Source organism: Pseudoclavibacter sp. CFCC 13611 (genome assembly GCF_008831225.1).
GTDB lineage: Bacteria > Actinomycetota > Actinomycetes > Actinomycetales > Microbacteriaceae > Pseudoclavibacter_A.
The window spans coordinates 774,212-793,564 of the sequence record NZ_WBKE01000001.1 but is presented as its reverse complement, the minus strand read 5'-3'; the positions used below and the strand labels follow the sequence as shown (position 1 = coordinate 793,564).

At 63.7% G+C, this 19,353-nt stretch carries 17 protein-coding genes and 2 tRNA genes; 9 read left to right on the top strand and 10 right to left on the bottom strand.

All coding sequences use genetic code 11. From position 1 onward, the window contains the following. The first annotated feature begins 108 nt into the window (after positions 1–108). Genes pepN through F8O08_RS03480 form a run of 3 tightly spaced genes read left to right on the top strand, consistent with a single transcriptional unit; the run spans position 109 to position 4,314 of the window. Positions 109–2,691, top strand: coding sequence for an aminopeptidase N (gene pepN / locus F8O08_RS03490; protein ID WP_158042549.1), 2,583 nt, complete (start codon positions 109–111; stop codon positions 2,689–2,691). Beyond that, on the top strand, positions 2,688–3,941 hold the full coding sequence (locus F8O08_RS03485; RefSeq protein ID WP_158042548.1) for a mechanosensitive ion channel family protein: 1,254 nt from the start codon (positions 2,688–2,690) through the stop codon (positions 3,939–3,941). Before pepN ends, F8O08_RS03485 begins: the two co-directional genes overlap by 4 nt. Then, entirely contained in the window at positions 3,880–4,314 is a 435-nt protein-coding gene (locus tag F8O08_RS03480) for a globin (RefSeq protein ID WP_158042547.1), read from the top strand. Before F8O08_RS03485 ends, F8O08_RS03480 begins: the two co-directional genes overlap by 62 nt. A gap of 31 nt (positions 4,315–4,345) precedes the next feature. Here the strand turns inward: F8O08_RS03480 and F8O08_RS03475 are convergent, their stop codons facing one another. Next, a complete protein-coding gene (locus F8O08_RS03475) occupies positions 4,346–5,083 on the bottom strand; it encodes a hypothetical protein (RefSeq protein ID WP_158042546.1) in 738 nt (245 codons plus the stop codon). A 366-nt stretch (positions 5,084–5,449) separates the two neighbouring features. On the opposite strand from F8O08_RS03475, the gene F8O08_RS03465 reads away from it, so the two are divergent. Next, positions 5,450–6,385, top strand: a complete 936-nt coding sequence (locus F8O08_RS03465; protein ID WP_158031077.1) for an acyl-CoA thioesterase — start codon at positions 5,450–5,452, stop codon at positions 6,383–6,385. Positions 6,386–6,979: 594 nt separating this feature from the next. On the opposite strand, the gene ettA is transcribed toward F8O08_RS03465, so the two are convergent. The 7 genes from ettA to F8O08_RS03430 all read right to left on the bottom strand — a co-directional run bounded on the left by ettA (position 6,980) and on the right by F8O08_RS03430 (position 13,628). Next, positions 6,980–8,662, bottom strand: coding sequence for an energy-dependent translational throttle protein EttA (ettA, locus tag F8O08_RS03460; RefSeq protein ID WP_158031076.1), 1,683 nt, complete (start codon positions 8,660–8,662; stop codon positions 6,980–6,982). A gap of 286 nt (positions 8,663–8,948) precedes the next feature. Then, positions 8,949–9,452, bottom strand: coding sequence for a DUF6993 domain-containing protein (locus F8O08_RS03455; RefSeq protein ID WP_158042544.1), 504 nt, complete (start codon positions 9,450–9,452; stop codon positions 8,949–8,951). Further along, on the bottom strand, positions 9,449–10,171 hold the full coding sequence (locus F8O08_RS03450; RefSeq protein WP_192496895.1) for a single-stranded DNA-binding protein: 723 nt from the start codon (positions 10,169–10,171) through the stop codon (positions 9,449–9,451). Before F8O08_RS03450 ends, F8O08_RS03455 begins: the two co-directional genes overlap by 4 nt. Before the next feature lie 307 nt (positions 10,172–10,478). Beyond that, positions 10,479–11,003 carry a peptide-methionine (S)-S-oxide reductase MsrA gene (msrA, locus tag F8O08_RS03445; protein WP_158038250.1) on the bottom strand — a complete coding sequence of 175 codons (525 nt, stop codon included), beginning with the start codon at positions 11,001–11,003 and terminating at the stop codon, positions 10,479–10,481. Positions 11,004–11,007: 4 nt separating this feature from the next. Further along, the gene (locus F8O08_RS03440; protein ID WP_158038385.1) at positions 11,008–12,480 is read right to left on the bottom strand and encodes an NCS2 family permease; all 1,473 of its coding nucleotides are present in this window, start codon (positions 12,478–12,480) and stop codon (positions 11,008–11,010) included. A 145-nt stretch (positions 12,481–12,625) separates the two neighbouring features. After that, positions 12,626–13,141 (bottom strand): DUF4395 domain-containing protein, encoded by a 516-nt coding sequence (locus F8O08_RS03435; RefSeq protein ID WP_158042543.1) that lies wholly within the window; start codon positions 13,139–13,141, stop codon positions 12,626–12,628. After that, entirely contained in the window at positions 13,131–13,628 is a 498-nt protein-coding gene (locus tag F8O08_RS03430; protein ID WP_158042542.1) for a thioredoxin family protein, read from the bottom strand. Before F8O08_RS03430 ends, F8O08_RS03435 begins: the two co-directional genes overlap by 11 nt. A gap of 138 nt (positions 13,629–13,766) precedes the next feature. Between F8O08_RS03430 and serA the strand changes: the two genes are divergently transcribed. Then, complete coding sequence (gene serA, locus F8O08_RS03425; RefSeq protein WP_158038253.1) at positions 13,767–14,966, top strand: phosphoglycerate dehydrogenase; 1,200 nt, start codon at positions 13,767–13,769, stop codon at positions 14,964–14,966. Positions 14,967–15,032: 66 nt separating this feature from the next. Here the strand turns inward: serA and cysK are convergent, their stop codons facing one another. Further along, complete coding sequence (cysK, locus tag F8O08_RS03420) at positions 15,033–15,974, bottom strand: cysteine synthase A (RefSeq protein ID WP_158042541.1); 942 nt, start codon at positions 15,972–15,974, stop codon at positions 15,033–15,035. Positions 15,975–16,156: 182 nt separating this feature from the next. Here cysK and F8O08_RS03415 point away from each other — a divergent pair. The 3 genes from F8O08_RS03415 to F8O08_RS03405 all read left to right on the top strand — a co-directional run bounded on the left by F8O08_RS03415 (position 16,157) and on the right by F8O08_RS03405 (position 16,992). Then, positions 16,157–16,229 (top strand) — tRNA-Arg (locus tag F8O08_RS03415). 22 nt (positions 16,230–16,251) lie between these two features. Next, complete coding sequence (gene orn, locus F8O08_RS03410) at positions 16,252–16,878, top strand: oligoribonuclease (protein WP_225733446.1); 627 nt, start codon at positions 16,252–16,254, stop codon at positions 16,876–16,878. Positions 16,879–16,916: 38 nt separating this feature from the next. After that, positions 16,917–16,992 (top strand) — tRNA-His (locus F8O08_RS03405). Positions 16,993–17,203: 211 nt separating this feature from the next. Here F8O08_RS03405 and F8O08_RS03400 read toward each other — a convergent pair. After that, the gene (locus F8O08_RS03400; protein WP_158038255.1) at positions 17,204–17,590 is read right to left on the bottom strand and encodes a nuclear transport factor 2 family protein; all 387 of its coding nucleotides are present in this window, start codon (positions 17,588–17,590) and stop codon (positions 17,204–17,206) included. Between the two features lie 428 nt (positions 17,591–18,018). Here F8O08_RS03400 and F8O08_RS03395 point away from each other — a divergent pair, with 428 nt between their 5' ends. Next, positions 18,019–19,131: a type I restriction endonuclease gene (locus tag F8O08_RS03395; RefSeq protein WP_225733447.1), complete on the top strand. Its 1,113-nt coding sequence runs from the start codon at positions 18,019–18,021 to the stop codon at positions 19,129–19,131. Positions 19,132–19,353: the final 222 nt, after the last annotated feature.

Below are 19,353 nucleotides of genomic sequence, written 5' to 3'. Positions count from 1 at the left end.
CACACGCACCCGCACTCGCCTGTGGCGAACAGCGCCGTGACACACAGAGTTCGCTCATCCCCTGCGCCTAGACTGATGGCAGATGTCGATTCTCAGGATGGAGAGAAAATGCCCGGATTGAATCTCACCCGCGTCGAAGCCCAGGAACGTGCCGCACTGCTCGAGGTCGGCAGCTATGAGGTGACGCTCGACCTCTCCGGAGCGTCCGAGACCACGTTCCGCAGCACGACGCGAGTCGTCTTCGACGCCGCGGCGGGAGCATCCACATTCATCGATGCGGTCACCGACCAGGTGCACTCGATCACCTTGAACGGCGCCGACCTCGCACCAGAGGTCGTGAGCGACGGTCTGCGCATCGACCTGCCCGACCTGAACGAGCACAACGAACTCGTCATCGACGCCGACATGAGGTACTCGATCACCGGCGAGGGACTGCACCGGTTCGTCGACCCGGTCGATCAAGAGGTCTACCTCTATACCCAGTTCGAGGTGCCCGACGCACGCCGCATGTTCCCGGTGTTCGAGCAGCCCGATCTGAAAGCGTCGTTCACGTTCACCGTGACGGCTCCGGCGCACTGGACGGTCGTGTCGAACACGCCGGTCGCATCCTGCGTCGATGCGGCGGATGCTGCTTCGGGCCCGGCGAAGACGTGGCGGTTCGACCCCACCCAGCGCATTTCGAGCTATATCACTGCGATCATCGCCGGGCCGTACCATCACGAGCACTCGTCGCTGATCAGCTCGGACGGTCGCACGATTCCGCTCGGCGTCTACACGCGAACCTCGTTGGCCGAGCACCTCGACGCCGACTACATCTTCGAGAAGACCCGCGAGGGCTTCGACTTCTTCGAGCATCTCTGGAACGTGCCGTACCCCTTCGAGAAGTACGATCAGCTCTTCGTGCCCGAGTTCAACGCCGGCGCCATGGAGAACGCGGGCGCGGTGACCTTCACCGAGGCGTATGTGTTCCGCTCCAACGTGCCCGACGCCATGCGTGAGCGCCGCGTCGTGACGATCATTCACGAGCTGGCGCACATGTGGTTCGGCGATCTGGTGACGATGCGCTGGTGGAACGACCTGTGGCTCAACGAGTCGTTCGCCGAGTACACCTCGACGCTGGCCGTCGCCGAGGCGACCGAGTGGCACGACGCCTGGGCGACCTTCGCCTCGACCGAGAAGGCGTGGGCCTACCGCCAGGACCAGCTGCCCTCGACGCACCCGATTCTCGCTGCGATTCGCGACATCGAAGACGTGCAGGTCAACTTCGACGGCATCACCTATGCCAAGGGTGCGTCCGTGCTGAAGCAGCTGGTCGCCTATGTGGGCCGCCGGGAGTTCTTCACCGGCATTCACCAGTACCTGACCAAGCACGCGCACAGCAACACCGAGCTGCAGGATCTCTTCGTCGAACTCGAGGCCACCAGCGGCCGCGATCTGCACAACTGGTCGAAGAAGTGGCTCGAGACCGCCGGCGTGAACACGCTGCGCAGCGTCGTCGAGACCGATGCGACGGGCGTCATCACCGCGTACCGCATCGAGCAGACCGCGCCGGAGTCGCATCCCACACTGCGCCCGCATCGTCTCGGCATCGGGCTGTACGAGCTCACCGGCTCAGGCCTCACACGGGTCGATCGCATCGAGACCGACATCGACGGCGCCAGCACAGAGGTGGCCGCACTGGTCGGCAAGCGCATGCCCGACCTGCTGCTGCTCAACGACGACGACCTCACCTACGCCAAGGTGCGCCTCGACGATCGCTCGCAGCACACCGCACTCGAGCACCTCAAAGATCTGCACGACCCAACCGCCCGCGCGATCGTCTGGAGCGCGCTCTGGGACGCCACCCGCGACACCGAGTTCGCCGCACGCGAGTTCGCTCAGACCGTGCTGGGCAACGTCAGCGCCGAAGACCAGTCGACGACGCTGCGCACCGTGCTCGGTCAGCTGGTCACCGTGACCGGATCGTACGCCGCTCCCGACAGCCGTGCGAAGGCACGTGAGGCCGCCGCGAACGCCGTCTGGCAGCTCGCGCAGAACGCCGAGGCCGGCAGCGACCAGCAGTTCCAGTTCGTGCGCAGCTTTGCCGCACTCTCGGTCGACGCCGAGCACTTCGACGTGCTCGAGGCTCTGCGTGGCGGCAATCTCGTGCTGCCCGGGCTGACGATCGACACTGATCTCGACTGGGAGCTGCTCATCGCTCTCGTCGCCGCAGGGCGTGCTGGTGACCCTGAGATCGACGTCGCACTCGAAAAGGATCACACCGCGACCGGGCTGCTCTCTGCCGCGCGGGCTCGGGCGGCCATCCCCGACGCCGATCACAAGCTGCAGACCGCGCACCGCATTCACACCGACGAGTCGCTCACCAACCTGACCGTGCGCAACATGGGTTACGGACTGCAGCGCGCACTGGACACCCGTCTGCTCGACGGCCTGGTCGACGAGCACTTCGCCCATCTGCTCAGTGTCTGGAACGAGCGGTCGTATCACATGGCCGACCAGATCTTCGAGGCGACGTTCCCCGGCGCTCTGGCCGACGAGCGTCTGCGGCAGGCGGCCGTGACCTGGCTGGGCGATCATGAGGATGCGCCGCAGGCGTTGCGTCGAATCGTGATCGAGAACCTGGACGGAGTCGAGCGCGCTCTGAAAGTGCAGCGCCGTGACGCCGAGGCGGGTGCAGAGGGCGCGGCATGATCCTGGCCCAGATCGACACCCCGGCGTGGCTCGCGTCGATGTTCGCCTTCTTCGGCAAGTTCTTCAACGAGTGGAGCAAAGTCGGCAACATCCTGATGATCATCGTGGTCACCTTGGTGCTGCGCTGGGTCCTGCTGCTGATCACGAGACGCATCGTTCGCGGCATCGTGAGCGGGGTGAAGGGCAAAGAGGACATCACCAAGACGACCGACCTGCTCGTCTCGCCGCTGTCGAAGGCTCGCGTCGTGCAGCGCACGCGAACCATCGGATCGGTCACCTCGAACGTCATCACCTGGACGCTCGTCGTGATCGCCCTGATCTCGGTGCTCGGCGAGCTCGGATTCAACACCGGTGCGCTGGTCACCAGCGCCGGCATTCTCGGCGTCGCCGTCTCATTCGGCGCGCAGAGTCTGGTCAAAGACTTTCTGACCGGCATCTTCATGGTGTTCGAAGACCAGCTGGGCGTCGGCGACGTCGTCGACCTCGGCACGGTGAGCGGCACGGTCGAGGCGGTCGGGCTGCGCGTCACGAGCGTGCGCGCCGCCGACGGCACGCTCTGGTACGTGCGCAACGGTGAGATTCTCAAAGTCGGCAACCAGTCGCAGGGCTGGGGTCGCGCCATCGTGCAGGTCGACCTGCCTACCGACTCTGATTTCGAGGCCGTGCAGGAGCTCATGCTCACCGCCAGCCGCGAGATGATCAAAGAGCGCTACTGGCTGCGCAAGATCGAGGGCAAGCCAGAGCTTTGGGGCATCACCGCGCTTGCCGGCGACACCATGGTCGTGAAACTGGCGATCAAGACGCGCCCCAGTCAGCAGGACGACGTCGCTCGCGAACTGCGCCTGCGCATCCTGCGGCTGTTCAATCAGTACGACGTGCACACCGCCACCACATCGACGCTGCGGGCCACCATCGAGTCGGACAACCCTCGCGTCAAGGGGCGGACGATCGCCGACCCGCTGCTCACCGGGCGTGGCGAGCAGGAGGCCCCGGTGCACGCGACCACTGCCGAGATCGACGCGGCGACGCGCGGTGTGCCCGACACTCCGGCCGAGCGGCGCAAGGCGAAGGCGCGTCTTCGCAAACACCGCAAGGCGGCGGCACAGCGCGCAGAGCACGAGCAGCCGGCGCGACCGCAGCATCCGCAGCAGCACGAGGTGCGCCCTGAGGCGCGGCAGCATCCGGACAATGACTGGCAGCCGCCTCGCCGTGAGCATCCCTCCGACGAGAAAGGCCCCGAACGTGGCTGAGACAGTCTTCGACGAAGTGGGCGGGCAGGAGTTCTTCGAGCGCCTCGCTCACGCCTTCTATGTGCATATTCGCGAAGACGAAGTGCTCGCGCCGATGTATCCGGCCGATGACTTCGCAGGGGCTGAGCGCCGATTGGCCCTCTTTCTGACGCAGTACTGGGGCGGCCCCACGACCTACAGCCAAGAGCGTGGTCACCCCCGCCTGCGCATGCGGCATATGCCGTTCAAAGTGAATCCGGATGCCCGAGATCGCTGGAAGCGCTGCATGGCGGCCGCGCTGGACGAGGTTGCGCCCTCCCCCGCCGCACGCACGATGCTGTGGGACTACTTCGACCGCGCGGCGCAGGCGATGGTGAACACCTTCGAAGAGTGACCCCGCCCGGCCGAGGTGCCGGCCTCGTCGGTCAGAGCCGACTGGGCAGTCGTACGATGGCGTCGCCGAACGGTGCCGCGGCTCGCTGCCACATGCCGTTGTGGAAGAGGCGCACGATGCCAGTCTGCTCCTGCTGCGACGGCAGAAAGCCGAACGCGTCGAGCGTGAACGCGAGGCCCGAGGTCAGCCCTGCCAGTGCATCCGCAGAACGGCCCCAGACGCGCCCACGCAGCTCGTGCACGGCCAGCTCGCCGGCCAGCTCGGGCACGCCCTGCGCGATCTCGTCGATGCCGGCGCGAGCCACCTCGCGCACCTGCTCGACCGACACCTCGGCGACGCGCTGCCAGCCGGATCGCGGCGGAGTCACCGCAGTCCACACCTCGTGCACTTCGACGGGCGGCGTGCGCAGCGTCGTGTCGCCCTCGCGATGCATGCGCACGAGACGGTCGCTCAGCGCCTGAGCGGGCACCACGTACTGCAGCCGGGCAGGCTTCGCCAGCGGCAGCACCTTGACCCCGAGCAGGGTCGGTGCGGCGTCGCTGAGACCCGCGGCGAACAGCGGTGACGCGGTGGCGACCAAGGCGCGGTCATGCGCCGAGAGCCAGACTGCGGCCCCGTCGTCAAGGCGACGCGCCCGCGCGACGAACTGCTCGAGGTCGGCTACGACATGCGCATCCAGCAGATGGAGGCGGTCTGGCCCGGGCGCGGCGCCGGGGCGCGAGAGCAGGCTCGAGATGTCGAAGGCCTCGTTTGCGTCTGTGCCGCCCATCGGGTCTGTCTCAGAGGCGGAGTGAGGAGCTGAATCAGGAGCTGAATCAGGAGCTGAGTCAGGTGTTGAGTCAGGAGCTGAGCCTGGTGATGAGTCACTGTCGCCGAATGCCATGCCGACAACATATACCAGCGACGGCGGCCGTGGTCAGAGCAGCTGTTCGGCCGTGCCTATAATCCGAAGGTGCGATGTTCGTCGCGAGCCAGCTCGCGACAGTGCGCTGTTCGTCGCGAGCCAGCTCGCGTCGGTGCGCTGCACGACGGGCCGTGCTGACGCATCCGCCGTCAGATCATGGCTGAACGCGCTGCACGCTTTGCCCAGTCCTGCGGGCTCTGCCCTTCGTCCGCTGTCACAAAGGAGTCATCAATGGCCGCTGACCGGTCTTACGCACTCGACAACATCGCGCCTGTTCGGCACATCGAAGACGTGCTGCGCCTCGAAGAGGTGGCTGCCGCGCATCCCGGCGAGCAGGGCTTTCGCGGCCCCTCGCACTGGATGCCGACCGGACGCGTGTTCGGCGGACAGATTCTGTCGCAGGCGCTCACCGCCGCGAGTCGCACTGTGCCCGACGGCCGGTTCGTGCACTCGCTGCACGCCTATTTTCTGCGCGGCGGCGACATCGAGCTTCCGGTCGACTTCTCGGTCGAGACGCTGCGCGACGGGCGCTCGTTCAGTCAGCGCCGCGTGCAGGCGTATCAGCATGGGGAGCCGATTCTGTCGCTGATCACGTCATTCCAGACGGTGGATGCGGGGCTGCAGCATGAGATTCGGCCGCCGGCCGGCATCCCCGGCCCGGACGAGCTGCCCACCACCGAAGAGACGCTGCGCGGTGCTCCCGAGGCGTTTCGACGCTACTTCACCGACTATCGTGCGTTCAAGATGCGCCATTACCCGTCGCCGATCTATGTGAGCGTGCCGAAAGAGGATGAGGACATTCCCTTCCAGGCGGTCTGGATCAAGACGCGGGAGGCATTGGGCGACGACCCTGCGCTGCACGCGGCGGCTCTGGCATATGCGAGCGACTACACGACCTTTGAGCCGATTCTGCGGCGGCATGGGATTCCGTGGGCATACCCAGGGCTGAATACGGCGAGCCTCGACCACGCGATGTGGTTTCACCGGCAGGCACGAGCAGACGAATGGGTGCTCTATGTGCAGGAGTCGCCGACTGCCCAGGGCGGCCGCGGTCTCACTGAGGGACGCATGTTCACGCAGGGCGGCGATCTGATCGCAACTGTGGCTCAGGAAGGCCTGGTGCGGCTGCCGCAGTTCAAGCCCGAGAACCTCAAGAAGGCCGAGTAGCGCGGAGTCACGGCGACGAGCGCCGAGGAAGCGGGGGTTCTGGCACTCGTTTACCGACCGAGGTCTGCGCTCGCTGACCAACCGAGGTCTACGCTCGACGACCAACCGACTTCTGCTCGCGCTAAGTGTGCAGAACCCGCCGCACCGTCGCCGAGAGTACACAAACCACTCACGCCTTCGCCGAGAGTACAGAACCTGAGACCTCGCACAACTGATGCCCACACCTTCTACACACTCGACAATCAGGACCACCCTGCCCGTCGCCGAAAGTGCAGAACCTGAGACCTCGCGCCGCTGATACCCACACCTTCTACACACTCGACAACCAGAACCACCCTGCCCGTCGCCGAAAGTGCAGAACATGCCACGCCTGACGGCAAGAAGAAAGGGCCCTGTTCCGAGATCTCAAGAGATCTGGAACAGGACCCTTTCGAACACCCTGCTCAGCGGCTGTATACGGGTTGACCGAACGCACAGCTCAACCTGCGTGCAAGAATGCCCATGCCCATGCCCATGCCCATGCCCATGCCAGGCTCGCACAGGTGCAGGCCGACCGAGCACACGGCTGTGTCAGAGCGTAGGCGACTGAACGAATCAGTCTCGCGTGAGCTTGCGGTAGGTCACGCGGTGCGGGCGAGCAGCATCCTCGCCGAGGCGCTCAACTTTGTTCTTCTCGTACGCATCGAAGTTGCCCTCGAACCAGTACCACTTGGCTGGATTCTCGTCGTCACCCTCGTACGCGAGAATATGCGTCGCGATTCGGTCGAGGAACCACCGGTCGTGGGTGATGACCACGGCGCAGCCGGGAAAGTCGAGCAGTGCGTTCTCGAGGCTGGACAGCGTCTCCACGTCCAGGTCGTTGGTCGGCTCATCGAGCAGCAACAGGTTGCCGCCCTGCTTCAGGGTCAGCGCAAGGTTCAACCGGTTGCGCTCACCGCCCGAGAGTACTCCCGCAGGCTTCTGCTGATCGGGGCCTTTGAACCCGAACGCCGACACATATGCACGGCTGGGCATCTCGACCTGGCCCACGTGAATGTAGTCGAGCCCGTCAGAGACGACCTCCCAGACGTTCTTCTTGGGATCGATTCCCTCGCGCCCCTGGTCGACATACGAGATCTTGACCGTCTCGCCGACCTTGAGGTTGCCGCCGTCGAGCTTCTCTTGCCCCACGATCGTCTTGAACAGCGTGGACTTGCCCACGCCGTTCGGACCGATGATGCCGACGATGCCGTTGCGCGGCAGCGTGAACGAGAGATCGTCGATCAGCACGCGATCGCCGAAGCCCTTGTGCAGGTGCTCTGCCTCGAGCACGATGTCGCCAAGGCGCGGGCCCGGCGGAATCTGGATCTCTTCAAAGTCGAGCTTCTTGGTCTTCTCGGCCTCGTTGGCCATCTCTTCATAGCGAGCCAGACGAGCCTTGCTCTTGGCCTGCCGCCCCTTGGGATTCGTTCGCACCCAGTCGAGCTCGTCTTCGAGGCGTTTCGCCAGCTTGGCATCCTTGCGGCCCTGCACCTCGAGACGATCTTTCTTCTTCTCAAGATAGGTCGAGTAGTTGCCCTCATAGGGGTAGGCACGACCACGGTCGAGCTCGAGAATCCACTCGGCGACGTGATCGAGGAAGTACCGGTCGTGAGTGACCGCGAGCACGGCACCCGGGTACGAATGCAGGTGCTGCTCGAGCCAGAGCACGCTCTCGGCGTCAAGGTGGTTCGTGGGCTCGTCGAGCAGCAGCAGATCAGGCTTCTTCAGCAGCAGCTGACAGAGCGCCACACGGCGGCGCTCACCTCCCGAGAGATTCTTCACAATGGCATCAGACGGGGGCAGTCGCAGCGCATCCATCGCCTGCTCCAGCTGTGAGTCCAGATCCCAGGCATCGGCCGCATCGATGTCTTCCTGCAGCTTGCCCATCTCTTCGAGCAGCGCGTCGTAGTCAGCATCAGGGTTGGCCAGCTCTTCGCTGATCTGGTTGAACCGATCGACCTTGCCTTTGAGCTCGCCGACTCCCTGCTGCACGTTCTCGAGCACGGTGAGCTCGTCATCGAGTTCGGGCTCCTGCTGCAGAATGCCGACAGAGAAGCCTGGCGTGAGCCGCGCCTCACCGTTGCTCGGCGTGTCGAGCCCGGCCATGATCTTGAGCACGCTCGACTTGCCAGCGCCGTTCGGTCCGACCACGCCGATCTTCGCGCCCGGCAGGAATGCCAGGGTGACGTCGTCGAGGATGACCTTGTCGCCATGCGCCTTTCGGGCGCGCACCATCTGGTAAATGTATTCAGCCATGCGCACCATTCTATGGGTTGGGAGCCCGTTCATGGAGCTGCCGCGCGACCCGACAAGAGGTTCCGCTGCGGGCGAAGCCTCCCCGCGCGCCGCTTCGTCGCGACCGCATCTTTGTCGGACGGCTCGTGTGGCGACACTCATGCAAGGGCACCTTCAGCGACACTGCCGGAAGCTTGTGCGGCGACACTCGTGCAGGGGCACTTCAGGTGCACTCATGCAGGGGTACAGTCAGCAGCACTGCCGGGGGCTACCCCAGCGACGCTACTGCAGGGGCACCGCAGCGAGGCTACTGCAGCGGCACTGTGTTGCCAACGAGACAGGAGCCGTTGATCGGCGCAGCCACCACAGCATCGAATCGCCCGCGATGATACTGCCCAATCAGGCACTGATCGTCGATCTTGACCGAGACCGACAGGTTGTCGGCATCCAAGTCTTTCGGCGTGTGATCAGGAGTGACCTGCATCTGGTCGTTGGTGACCCCGACCGAGTGCACGGCGTCGACGACGGACTGTGTCGTCGGCACTTTGTCGTCATCGGTCAGCGGCTGCAGCAGTGACTGAAACGCCGGCAGGTTCTGTTCCGCGGTGCCGCCGGGCACCCAAACCGCAGCGCTCGGAGCAGGTGCTTGAGTCGACGCCGAGCCGTTGTTCGTTTGTGCGCAGCCAGCAAGTGCGGCCATCGTCAGCACCCCCGCGAACACTCCCGCGACGGCAGAACGGGCACGGAAGACTCCGACCGATTCTCGGTGAGAAGATGACTGACGACGAGAGCTGGCGGTTCGAATGGTCACCCGCCTAGCGTAGCCGCCGCCCGGTCGCTTTGCATGCCCGGCTCATTCCAGCCTCGAGGCTGTGCGGATGTGTCGGTCCAGTTGTCGCTGTGGTCTTCGAGCCCGCCGTGTGACGCAGCGTCATCGACCGCACCCGTCGTGGAACCGCTGCCTTCCACTGTCTGCCCATCAGATTCAGACGTCAACGCTGCGGCATCGACGTGCACCCGACCGGTCGCAGACGCTGTGCCAGCGTCAGACGTACCTGTGCCACCCTCAGGCGCACCAGTGGATGCATCTGCATCTGCCGACGGGAAGGAGTCTTCTGCACCAGAGACCTCGCCAGGCGCGCCCTCCTGCTGCAGGTGAGCTGGAGGCTGACGTTCGGGTTTGGTCAGCGCACTGATGCCCCAGACCAGATCGTGCCCCATATTGTCTGCGACGATCTCAACAGTGGTGCCCGAGCGTTCTTCGTTCTGCCACTGCTTGACGCGCAGTCTGCCCTGCACCAAGACCCGCTGACCTTTGAAGAGACTCTGCTGTGCATGCGTGGCCAGCTGCCGGAATGCGGTCACTGTGAACCAATTCGTATCGCCGTCGACCCATCGACCCTCTTTCTGGTCGAAGCGTCGCTGGTTCGATGCGAGCCGAAACGAAGTGATGGGCTTGCCGTCTCGGGTGAAGTTCGTCTGCGGCTCAGTGGCGACCAGGCCGTTGACTGCGATGGTGTCGATGCTCATGGCGGGCTCCTTCAGGATGCGACCCGACCCGGTGGTCGAGTTCCTGTTGCCAGCATCGCCAGTCGTCATCACCATCGCAGCTCTGGGCACGCGAGTGTGCACAACTTCGACCACTGCACCCGGCTGTGCGGACTGCATCTGCCAGTCATTTGCCCCAACGCACCTGCGATCGCCTCACAGATGCAGACCCGCTCACATGGGTGCAAGGCCTCAACCTCTGGCAGGTTCCAAGCCGAGGTCGATGCAGACCCGCTCACACAGGCGCAAGAGATGCTGCGGCCGAGGTCCAGCACCGCTCAGCAATCAGTCAGTCGACGAAGAGGTCGGCGAAACGCCGCCGCACCTTGGCCACCTTCGCAGGAATCACCGCCTGGCAGTAGCCCTGCCCCGGGTTCTTCGCGAAGAAGTCCTGGTGGTAGTCCTCGGCCGGCCAGAACGCGCCGAGCGGCTCGATCGTCGTCACGATCGACGCATCCCACCATTCCTGGGCACGCCGGATCGCGTGTTCGAAGGTCTCACGCTGGGCGGCATCCGCCGGGAACATCGCCGAGCGGTACTGCGTGCCCACGTCGTTGCCCTGCCGGTTCAGCGTCGTCGGGTCGTGCAGCGTGAAGAACACGTCGAGCAGCGTGTCGACGGGCAGCTGCTGCTCGTCGAACACCACTTTGACCGCCTCGGCGTGCCCGGTCGTCCCAGTGCACACCAGCTCATAGGTCGGGTGCTCGACGCTGCCGCCCACGTATCCGCTGACCACCTCTTCGACACCACGCAGATGACGAAAGACGGAGTCAAGACACCAGAAGCATCCGCCGGCGACGACGATCTCAGCCATGCGATCAGCCTCCGATCAGCGCCTGCAGCGGACCGCGTGCGAAGTACACCGCGAAACCGATCGAGACGATCCACAGCAGCGGCGAGATGTGACGTGCCTTGCCCGAGATCGACCGCACCAGCACCCAGCTGATGAACCCGACGCCGATGCCGTTGGCGATCGAGTAGGTCAGCGGCATCACTGTGATCGTCAGGAACACCGGCAGCGCTGCCGAGTATTCGCTCCAGTCGATGTCTTTGATCTGCGACACCATCAGCGAACCGACGGCGACCAGCGCGGCCGAGGCGACCTCAGCCGGCACGATCGTGGTCAGCGGGCTGAAGAACATCGCGAGCAGGAACAGCGCACCGGTGACTACTGAGGCCAGACCGGTTCGTGCACCCTCGCCGACGCCGGCCGCCGAATCGACGAACACTGTGTTGGCCGAGCCAGAGGTCGCACCGCCGGCCGCGACGGCGACGCCCTCCATGACCATCGCCGACTTGAGTCGAGGAAAGTTGCCCTTCTCATCGGCCAGGCCGCCCGCCTTCGCGAGGCCGGTCATCGTGCCCATCGCGTCGAAGAAACTGGTGAAGAACAGGGTGAAGATCAGCATGATCGACGACAGGTAGCCGATGCGACCGAACGCGCCGAAGCTGAAGTTGCCGACCAGGCTGAGGTCAGGCAGCGAGAACAGGCTGCTGGGCAGCTGCGGCACGCTGAGGCCCCAGCCACCGGGGTTGTCGACCGAGCTGCCGAGGTGCAGCACCGCCTCGAGAATCATTGCCACGATGGTCGAGGCGACGATGCCGATCAGCAGCGCACCCTTGATCTTTCGGGCCATCAGCACGCCGATGATGATCAGCGACACCACGAACATGACGACCGGCCAGGTGTGCACCGAGCCGCCCTCGCCGAGCTGCACCGGGGGCGAGTTGAACCCCGTCGAGCGCACCAGCCCCGAGTCGACGAAGCCGATGAATGCGATGAACAGACCGATGCCGACCGTGATGGCCGTCTTCAGCTGCTGCGGAATCGACTCGAAGATCATCGTGCGCAGCCCGGTGAGCGACAGAATCGTGATGACGATGCCGTTGATCACGACCAGTCCCATGGCCTCGGGCCAGGTGACCTCACCGACCACGCTCACGGCCAGGAACGAGTTCACACCGAGTCCCGCTGCGAGCCCGAACGGCAGGTTTGCCACGAAGCCGAAGAGAATGGTCATCACGCCGGCGGTCAGTGCCGTCACCGCTGCGACCTGGTTGTTGGGCAGGAAGCCGCCCGCGACGTCTACGGCCGCCTGGTCGGGCGAGAACCCGCCGATGATCAGGGGGTTCAGAATGACGATGTAGGCCATCGCCACGAAGCTGACCAGCCCGCCGCGCACCTCGGTGCCGACGGTCGAGCCGCGCTTGGCGACGTGAAAGACGCGTTCGATCCACGCAGGATGGCTGGGTTGCGTCTGCTGCGGAGTCGTGTGCGACTGGTCGGTCATGTCTGTGGAGCCGGACAAGGGCTTCCTCTCTCGCTCATGAGATCTTGACGTGGCGTCTGGTGTCACGCTGCTCGCTCTGAGCGAACGCCGAAGGATCACATGTCTGCTGCGAGAGCGAACGGGGATCCGCTTCGACTATCCTGCGTCAGAGCTTCACCAGTTTAGCGCGCGCCAGCAGCAGATAGACCTCGCAGCCGAGGCAGTAGCCGAAGACGCCGTTGAGAAAGGCTGCGACGAACGCGACGGCGGTGGGTGCGAAGAGCCCCCACGGCACACCCAGCAGCGCCAGCACAAGGGCGACTGCGGTGAAGACGAACCCCACGAGCTGTGCGAATCGCGGCGGCCTCGGGTTTTCGAGCTGTTCTGGTGGTGCCAGTCTCGGGCGAACCACAGCGCGAAACAGTACGGAGTACGGATGTGTCTTCGCCCCCAGAAACGCGCCCCAGGCAAAGAGCAGCGTCACGACCAGCAGCAGCCAGAAGCTGGGGCGTGCCAGCACCCCGCCGGTCTCGCCGGGTCGGATCCCGGGGCCTTCGACCAGGTTGAGAAACAGCACGACGAGCAGCAGCACCCAAGTGATGTTCGCCCCGAAGCGCGGTGCCCTGGGGTCGATGCCCGGCCCGTTCGGCTGGGCCTGCAGGGTATACGTCTTATCGCCCATATGAGCCTCCTCTGGATCCCTCGATGCCTGCCGTGTGCTCAGCTCCCGTGGCCAGTAGGTCGTCGATCAGCTCGCGGTAGCGACTCTGCGTCGCAGGCCCCTCGACCCGGCCGGCCTGAGAACCGTGTGCATCGAAGAACAGCACCGTGGGTGTGCGTCGAATGCCATAACGTCGAGCGGTGTCGAGATCACTGCCGACGTCGATCTCTACGAAGGCGATGTCTGGATCGGCCGCGCTGATCGCGGTGAGCGACCGGCGCACTGATGGGCAGTGGGCGCAGACTTCGGTCGACATCTGCACGATCGTCGCTCGCAGGCCGAGCCGCCCCAGCACCGGGTCTGCAGTGGTCGTCGCAGGATGCCATGGTGGCGTCTGCTGAGATCGGTTGCGCACGAGTCGCCCCTGCCGCAAGCGCCAGAGCAGACCGAGCGCTGTCGCGATGAGGCAGAGGCCCGACAGAACGAAGACGGCGGTGAGTGGTGACATTGTGGTGGCAGCCTATGTCGCTTCGCCCTCCCACAGCCTCTCGGCTGACACATGGCGCAACGTTCATCACCCGGCCGCATGACACGGCGTGGCGAACCCGCGGTTTCGCTGAGACTCCACCGGGGTTAGCATTAAGAAGTGCAGAAAGCCCTACTTCTCGAGAACATCCATCCGCTTGCCGTCTCAAATCTGAAGGCCCGAGGTTTCGAGGTCGCCACCGTCGGTGGTGCGCTCGACGAAGACGAGCTCATCTCGAAGCTCGCCGACGTCTCGGTGCTCGGCATTCGATCGAAGACCCACGTCACCGATCGCGTGCTCGCCAACGCCCCGCAGCTCGAGGCGGTCGGTGCGTTCAGCATCGGCACCAACCAGATCGACCTGCCTGCAGCCGCAGAGCGTGGCATCGCAGTCTTTAACGCCCCCTACTCGAACACCCGCTCGGTCGTCGAGCTGGTCATCGGCGAGCTGATCATGCTCGTGCGCCACATTCCCGAGAAAGATCGGATGGCGCACCGAGGCATCTGGGACAAAGCTGCGACCGGCTCGCACGAGGTGCGTCACCGCACCCTCGGCATCATCGGCTACGGCAACATCGGCGCCCAGCTCTCGGTCGTCGCCGAGGCCCTCGGTATGAAGGTCGTCTTCTACGACCTCGAAGAGAAGCTCGCGATGGGCAACGCCGAACGCCGGCACACGCTCAACGAGCTGCTCGAAGAGAGCGACGTCGTGACCCTGCACGTCGACGGCCGCAAGTCGAACACCAACTTCTTCGGCACCGAGCAGTTCGCCGCCATGAAAGACGGCGCGATGTTCATCAATAACTCACGCGGCCACGTGGTCGACATCGAGGCTCTCTACGACGCGGTCAAGAGCGGCCACGTCGGCGGTGCGGCGATCGATGTCTACCCCGCCGAGCCCAAGAAGCGCGGCGACGCCTTCGAGACCAAGCTCGCCGAGTTCGACAACGTCATTCTCACCCCGCACATCGGCGGTTCGACCGAAGAGGCCCAGCGCAACATCGGCCGCTTCGTCTCGGGCAAGCTCATCGACTACATCAAGCACGGCGACACCAGCCTGAGCGTCAACCTGCCGGTGCTGACGCTGCCCTGGACCGACGGCATCCACCGCATCGCCCACGTTCACCGCAATATTCCGGGCGTGCTCGCAAAGGTCAACAACACACTCAGCGATCTCGGTGTGAACATCGACAGCCAGGTGCTCGCCACCCGCGGCCAGATCGGCTACGCAGTGACCGACGTCAACGCCTGGGTCGAAGAAGAGGTGCTCGAGGTGCTGCGCGGCATGGATGAGACCATCCGCCTGCGCATCATGGGCTAACCTGGATCAGCCTCGACAACGGCGGTCATCTGCTCTCACTGGAGGGCCGGATGACCGCCGTTCTGCTCAGCGCACGTGGTCGAAGAGTTCGCTCGTGATGTAGCGCTCACCGGTGTCGGGCAGCACCGCGGCGATCGTCTTGCCCGCATATGCGGGCTCGGCCGCAAGTCGCGTCGCGGCCAGTAGTGCAGCACCCGACGAGATGCCGACGATCAGCCCCTCGAGTCGTGCCGCGCGCCGCGAGGTCTCGATGGCCTGATCCTGCTCGACGGCCACCATGCGGTCGATCACCTCGACGTCGGTGACCGGCGGGGTGCCGTCGCCGCCGGTGATGCCCTGAATCTTATGCGGCTGCCACTCGCCGCCACTGAGCACCGGCGCCTCGGCCGGCTCGACCCCGATCACCTCGATATCGGCCTTCACCTGTTTCAGGAACCGTCCCGCACCACTGATCGTGCCGCCGGTGCCGGTCGTCGCAACCAGGACATCCACCTCACCGTCGGTGTCATCCCATATTTCGGGACCTGTGGTGCCGAAGTGGACCCTCGGGTTGGCCTCGTTGCCGCCCTGCCCCGTGAGCACCAGGCTCGGGTCTGCTTCGAGTATCTCGCCCGCCCGCTGGTTGGCACCGCCCATGCCTTCGTCACCCGGAGTGAGCACCAGCTCGGCACCGAGCGCCTTGATCAGGGTGCGCCGTTCGAGCGAGACGTCGTCAGGCATCACGATGACCACACGGTAGCCGCGAACCGCTCCGATCCAGGCCAGGGCGATGCCGGTGTTGCCGCTCGTGGCCTCGAGAATGCCCCTGCCCTGGCCGAGGCTGCCGTCAGCTTCAGCGGCGCGCACGATCGACAGCGCCGTGCGGTCTTTGATGCTTGACGCGGGGTTGAACGACTCAAGCTTCGCCAGCACGCGTGTGCCCTGCTGTGCATCGGCGGTCAGGCGGTTGACCTGGACGAGCGGAGTGTGACCGACGGCCTCGGTCAGATCGTGAAAGATTCTCGGCATGCCTCGCATTCTATGGTCTCGTCATCACGTCTGGCGTTCTCTGACGAACTGCGTCGCCGTCTCGGTTCTCGGCTCGGTTCTCGGCTCGGGTCGCTGGTCGGGTCGCGGCCCGTGGGCAGAGGCAATACGGTGCACCGCCGCTGCGCTCGGTGTATCATCGTTGGGTGCCGACTGCGGCGCCTCTCCCCGTAGCTCAGTGGACAGAGCAGAGGGTTTCTACCCCTTGTGTCGCGGGTTCAAATCCTGCCGGGGAGACTCAGAACCACTTGGAGGCCTTGTGCCACACGGCAAGAACATCATCTGGATCGACTGCGAGATGACCGGCCTCGACCTGCACAGAGACGAGCTGATCGAGATCGCCGTGATCGCGACTGACGAGAATCTCAATGTGTGCGATGCGGGCATCGATCTGATCATCAAGCCGTCGGCGGATGCGCTGGCCGGCATGAATGACTTCGTGCGGAACATGCACACCGAGTCGGGTCTGCTCGACGAGCTCGATGGCGGGATCTCGCTGGCCGAGGCCAACGATCAGGTGATGGCGTATGTGAAGAAGCATGCGCCGCGACCGCAGGCGAACCCGCTGGCCGGCAACTCGATCGGCACCGATCGCGGCTTCTTGGCCCGCGATCTGCCCGAGCTGGACGAGCACCTCAACTACCGCAACATCGACGTGTCGAGCCTCAAAGAGCTTGCACGACGGTGGTTCCCGAGAGCGTACTACCACTCCCCCGACAAACATGGCGGTCACCGCGCGATGGCCGACATCATCGAGTCGATTCGCGAGCTCGACTACTACCGTCGCACCTTCATCGTGGCCGAACCCGGGCCGACGAGCGCCGAGGCGACGGCCGCATGCGAGGCCTCGGAAACCCGATTCGCGTCGCTGCTGCAAAACCAGTAAGATGAAACGCGCTGCGTTCGAGCGATCGAGTGCACATGGTGGCTATAGCTCAGTTGGTAGAGCGCCGGCTTGTGGTGCCGGATGTCGCGGGTTCAAGTCCCGTTAGCCACCCCAGTAAGTATGCGGGATGTAGCAGGTTGCAGCAGTTGGCGGCTACACCTGCGACGATACTTGCCTTAAGACCTACGTTCAGGCCCCGCCGTTGGAAGAACGGCGACGTCACCTACCGCACGCAGTTCTGAGTCAACGGGCACATGATGCCAGAGGCCTTCACAGAGACAAGACCGCGTCGAGATTCGACGGCCTCGTCGACCGCACGACGGAGTCAGCGAGCACTGCCGATATTCCGATCTTGTTCGTCTCCTTGGACCATGCGGGTCACTTCCTCGAGCGAGAGAAACTTCCCGTCAGAGTCCAGCCGTGCGAACACGTACACCTCTTGCTCGACTGTTGACTCGTCTCGTTTTGTCACAACCACACGGTGTCTCTCCGCATAATGGTCACCATCGGTGAGCTCATCTAACACCTTGATCTTCGCGCTGCTGGTGATGACCCGAAGGTGTTCGATGTGTTCAGCGAACTGCTCACGCGTGGTCCAATCACCATTGGTGCACTGACGGTATTTATCGCTGAAGTGACGGTCCAACAGTGTCTCGAGAGATGATTGGCGGTCGTTGAGAAGGTCGGACAGTGCGAGCGCAAGTGTGGTCATTTGGGATTCTCAATTCAAAGTCGACCAAGCGGGCTACAACCCCTAGTGATAGCACAAATGGCAGCCTTGACCATCATTGCCTCGAATTTGCGTTCAGCCCCACAGAGTCACTTCACCCAAACAGTCTGAGCGAGCTGTAGCTCCGCGTTCTCCTCCATGCCAGGGGCGTAAGCCTGTTCGACGTCAATATTCATCTTAGAAGTCAGGGTCAGAGCGGACAAAACGACCCAGCATCCTGTCCCAGAAGCTCTCATCGCCCGGCGATAGTGGGCGTTGATCGACCCCGTGTTCGGTGTTCAGAATCCTCCCGATTACGCAGACAAGGGAAAGATCTGAAGAACTCCCCTGCGACTGCGCGTCAGTACCGTTGGGTCTTGGTCCTACCTCATAGGCTAAACGAGCTTGCCACAATCCAATGAGGGGGAAACGTGCCCGAGATCACCGAGCGTCTGAACAGCCTGGCCACAAAGATCGATAAACAGCGCGACGCGATCGAAACCGAAGAAGCCACAAAAAACGCATTTGTGATGCCCTTCATCTCGCTCGTGTTGGGGTACGACGTCTTCAACCCGAACGAAGTAGTGCCCGAGTACACCGCAGACATCGGCACGAAGAAGGGCGAGAAGATCGACTACGCGATCATCAAAGACGATGTCGTGCAGATTCTCGTCGAGTGCAAGAAGATCGGCGAAGATCTCAATATCAACCATGCCTCACAACTGTTTCGATACTTCGCCGTCACGAATGCACGCATCGCAATCCTGACTAACGGTGATGAGTACAAATTCTTCACCGATCTTGAGAAGCCCAATCGAATGGACGAGAAGCCGTTCCTCCGATTCCAGGTGTCTGATCTGGATCCCGTCGTCATCCCCGAGCTCAACAAGCTCACAAAAGAGGTCTTCGATCTCGACTCCGTCTTGAACGCCGCTGAAGAACTCAAGTACGTCGGTGAGCTCAAACGTGCCCTGGCCGCTCAGTTCAAAGCACCTGATGACGACTGGATCAAGATGGTCGCTTCGCGCGTGTACGACGGATCCTTCACACAGAAGGTGCGCGACCTGTTCTCAGGTCTGGTACCGAAAGCCATGAAACAGTTCTTGGCAGACCAAGTCAACGACCGGCTCAAGGCTGCCTTGGGCAGCCAGGCCTACCAGACCGAATCCGATGACGCATCGGTCTCCGGGCCCGCGGCCAGCGCCAACGTGGCACAGGCCAGCGTGGATCATCCTGACGAGAAGTCGGACAAAGGCATCGAGACCACTTTGGAAGAGATCGAGGCCTATCAGATCGTGCGAGCCATCGTCTGCAGCGAAGTCTCACCAGCACGCATCGCCCAGCGCGACACAAAGTCTTACTTCGGAATTCTACTCGACGACAACAATCGCAAGCCGATCGCACGTCTTCATTTCAACACCGGGCAGAAGTACATCGGGCTCTTCGACACCGAGAAGAACGAGACTCGTGAAACGATCGACACCCTTGACGAGATCTACAAGTTCGCCGACCAACTCAGAGCCACCGCACACTTCTACGACTGATCCGTGCCTTCGAACCCTCGCTGGCCAGTGGCAGGCGCTGTCCCCACAGCCTGCTCTCAGCCACGGTAGGTACACTCATGCGACCAGCCGCGAATGAAGGAGCGACTCGCCAATTGGGTTCAACGCCGACCGCACGCCGAGCACCACGACACCGTTCGATCCGCCGTCACGCGCGCTCGCATCCGCGCGCTGACGACCCTGGCGGGGCCGCACCTCGCCGCC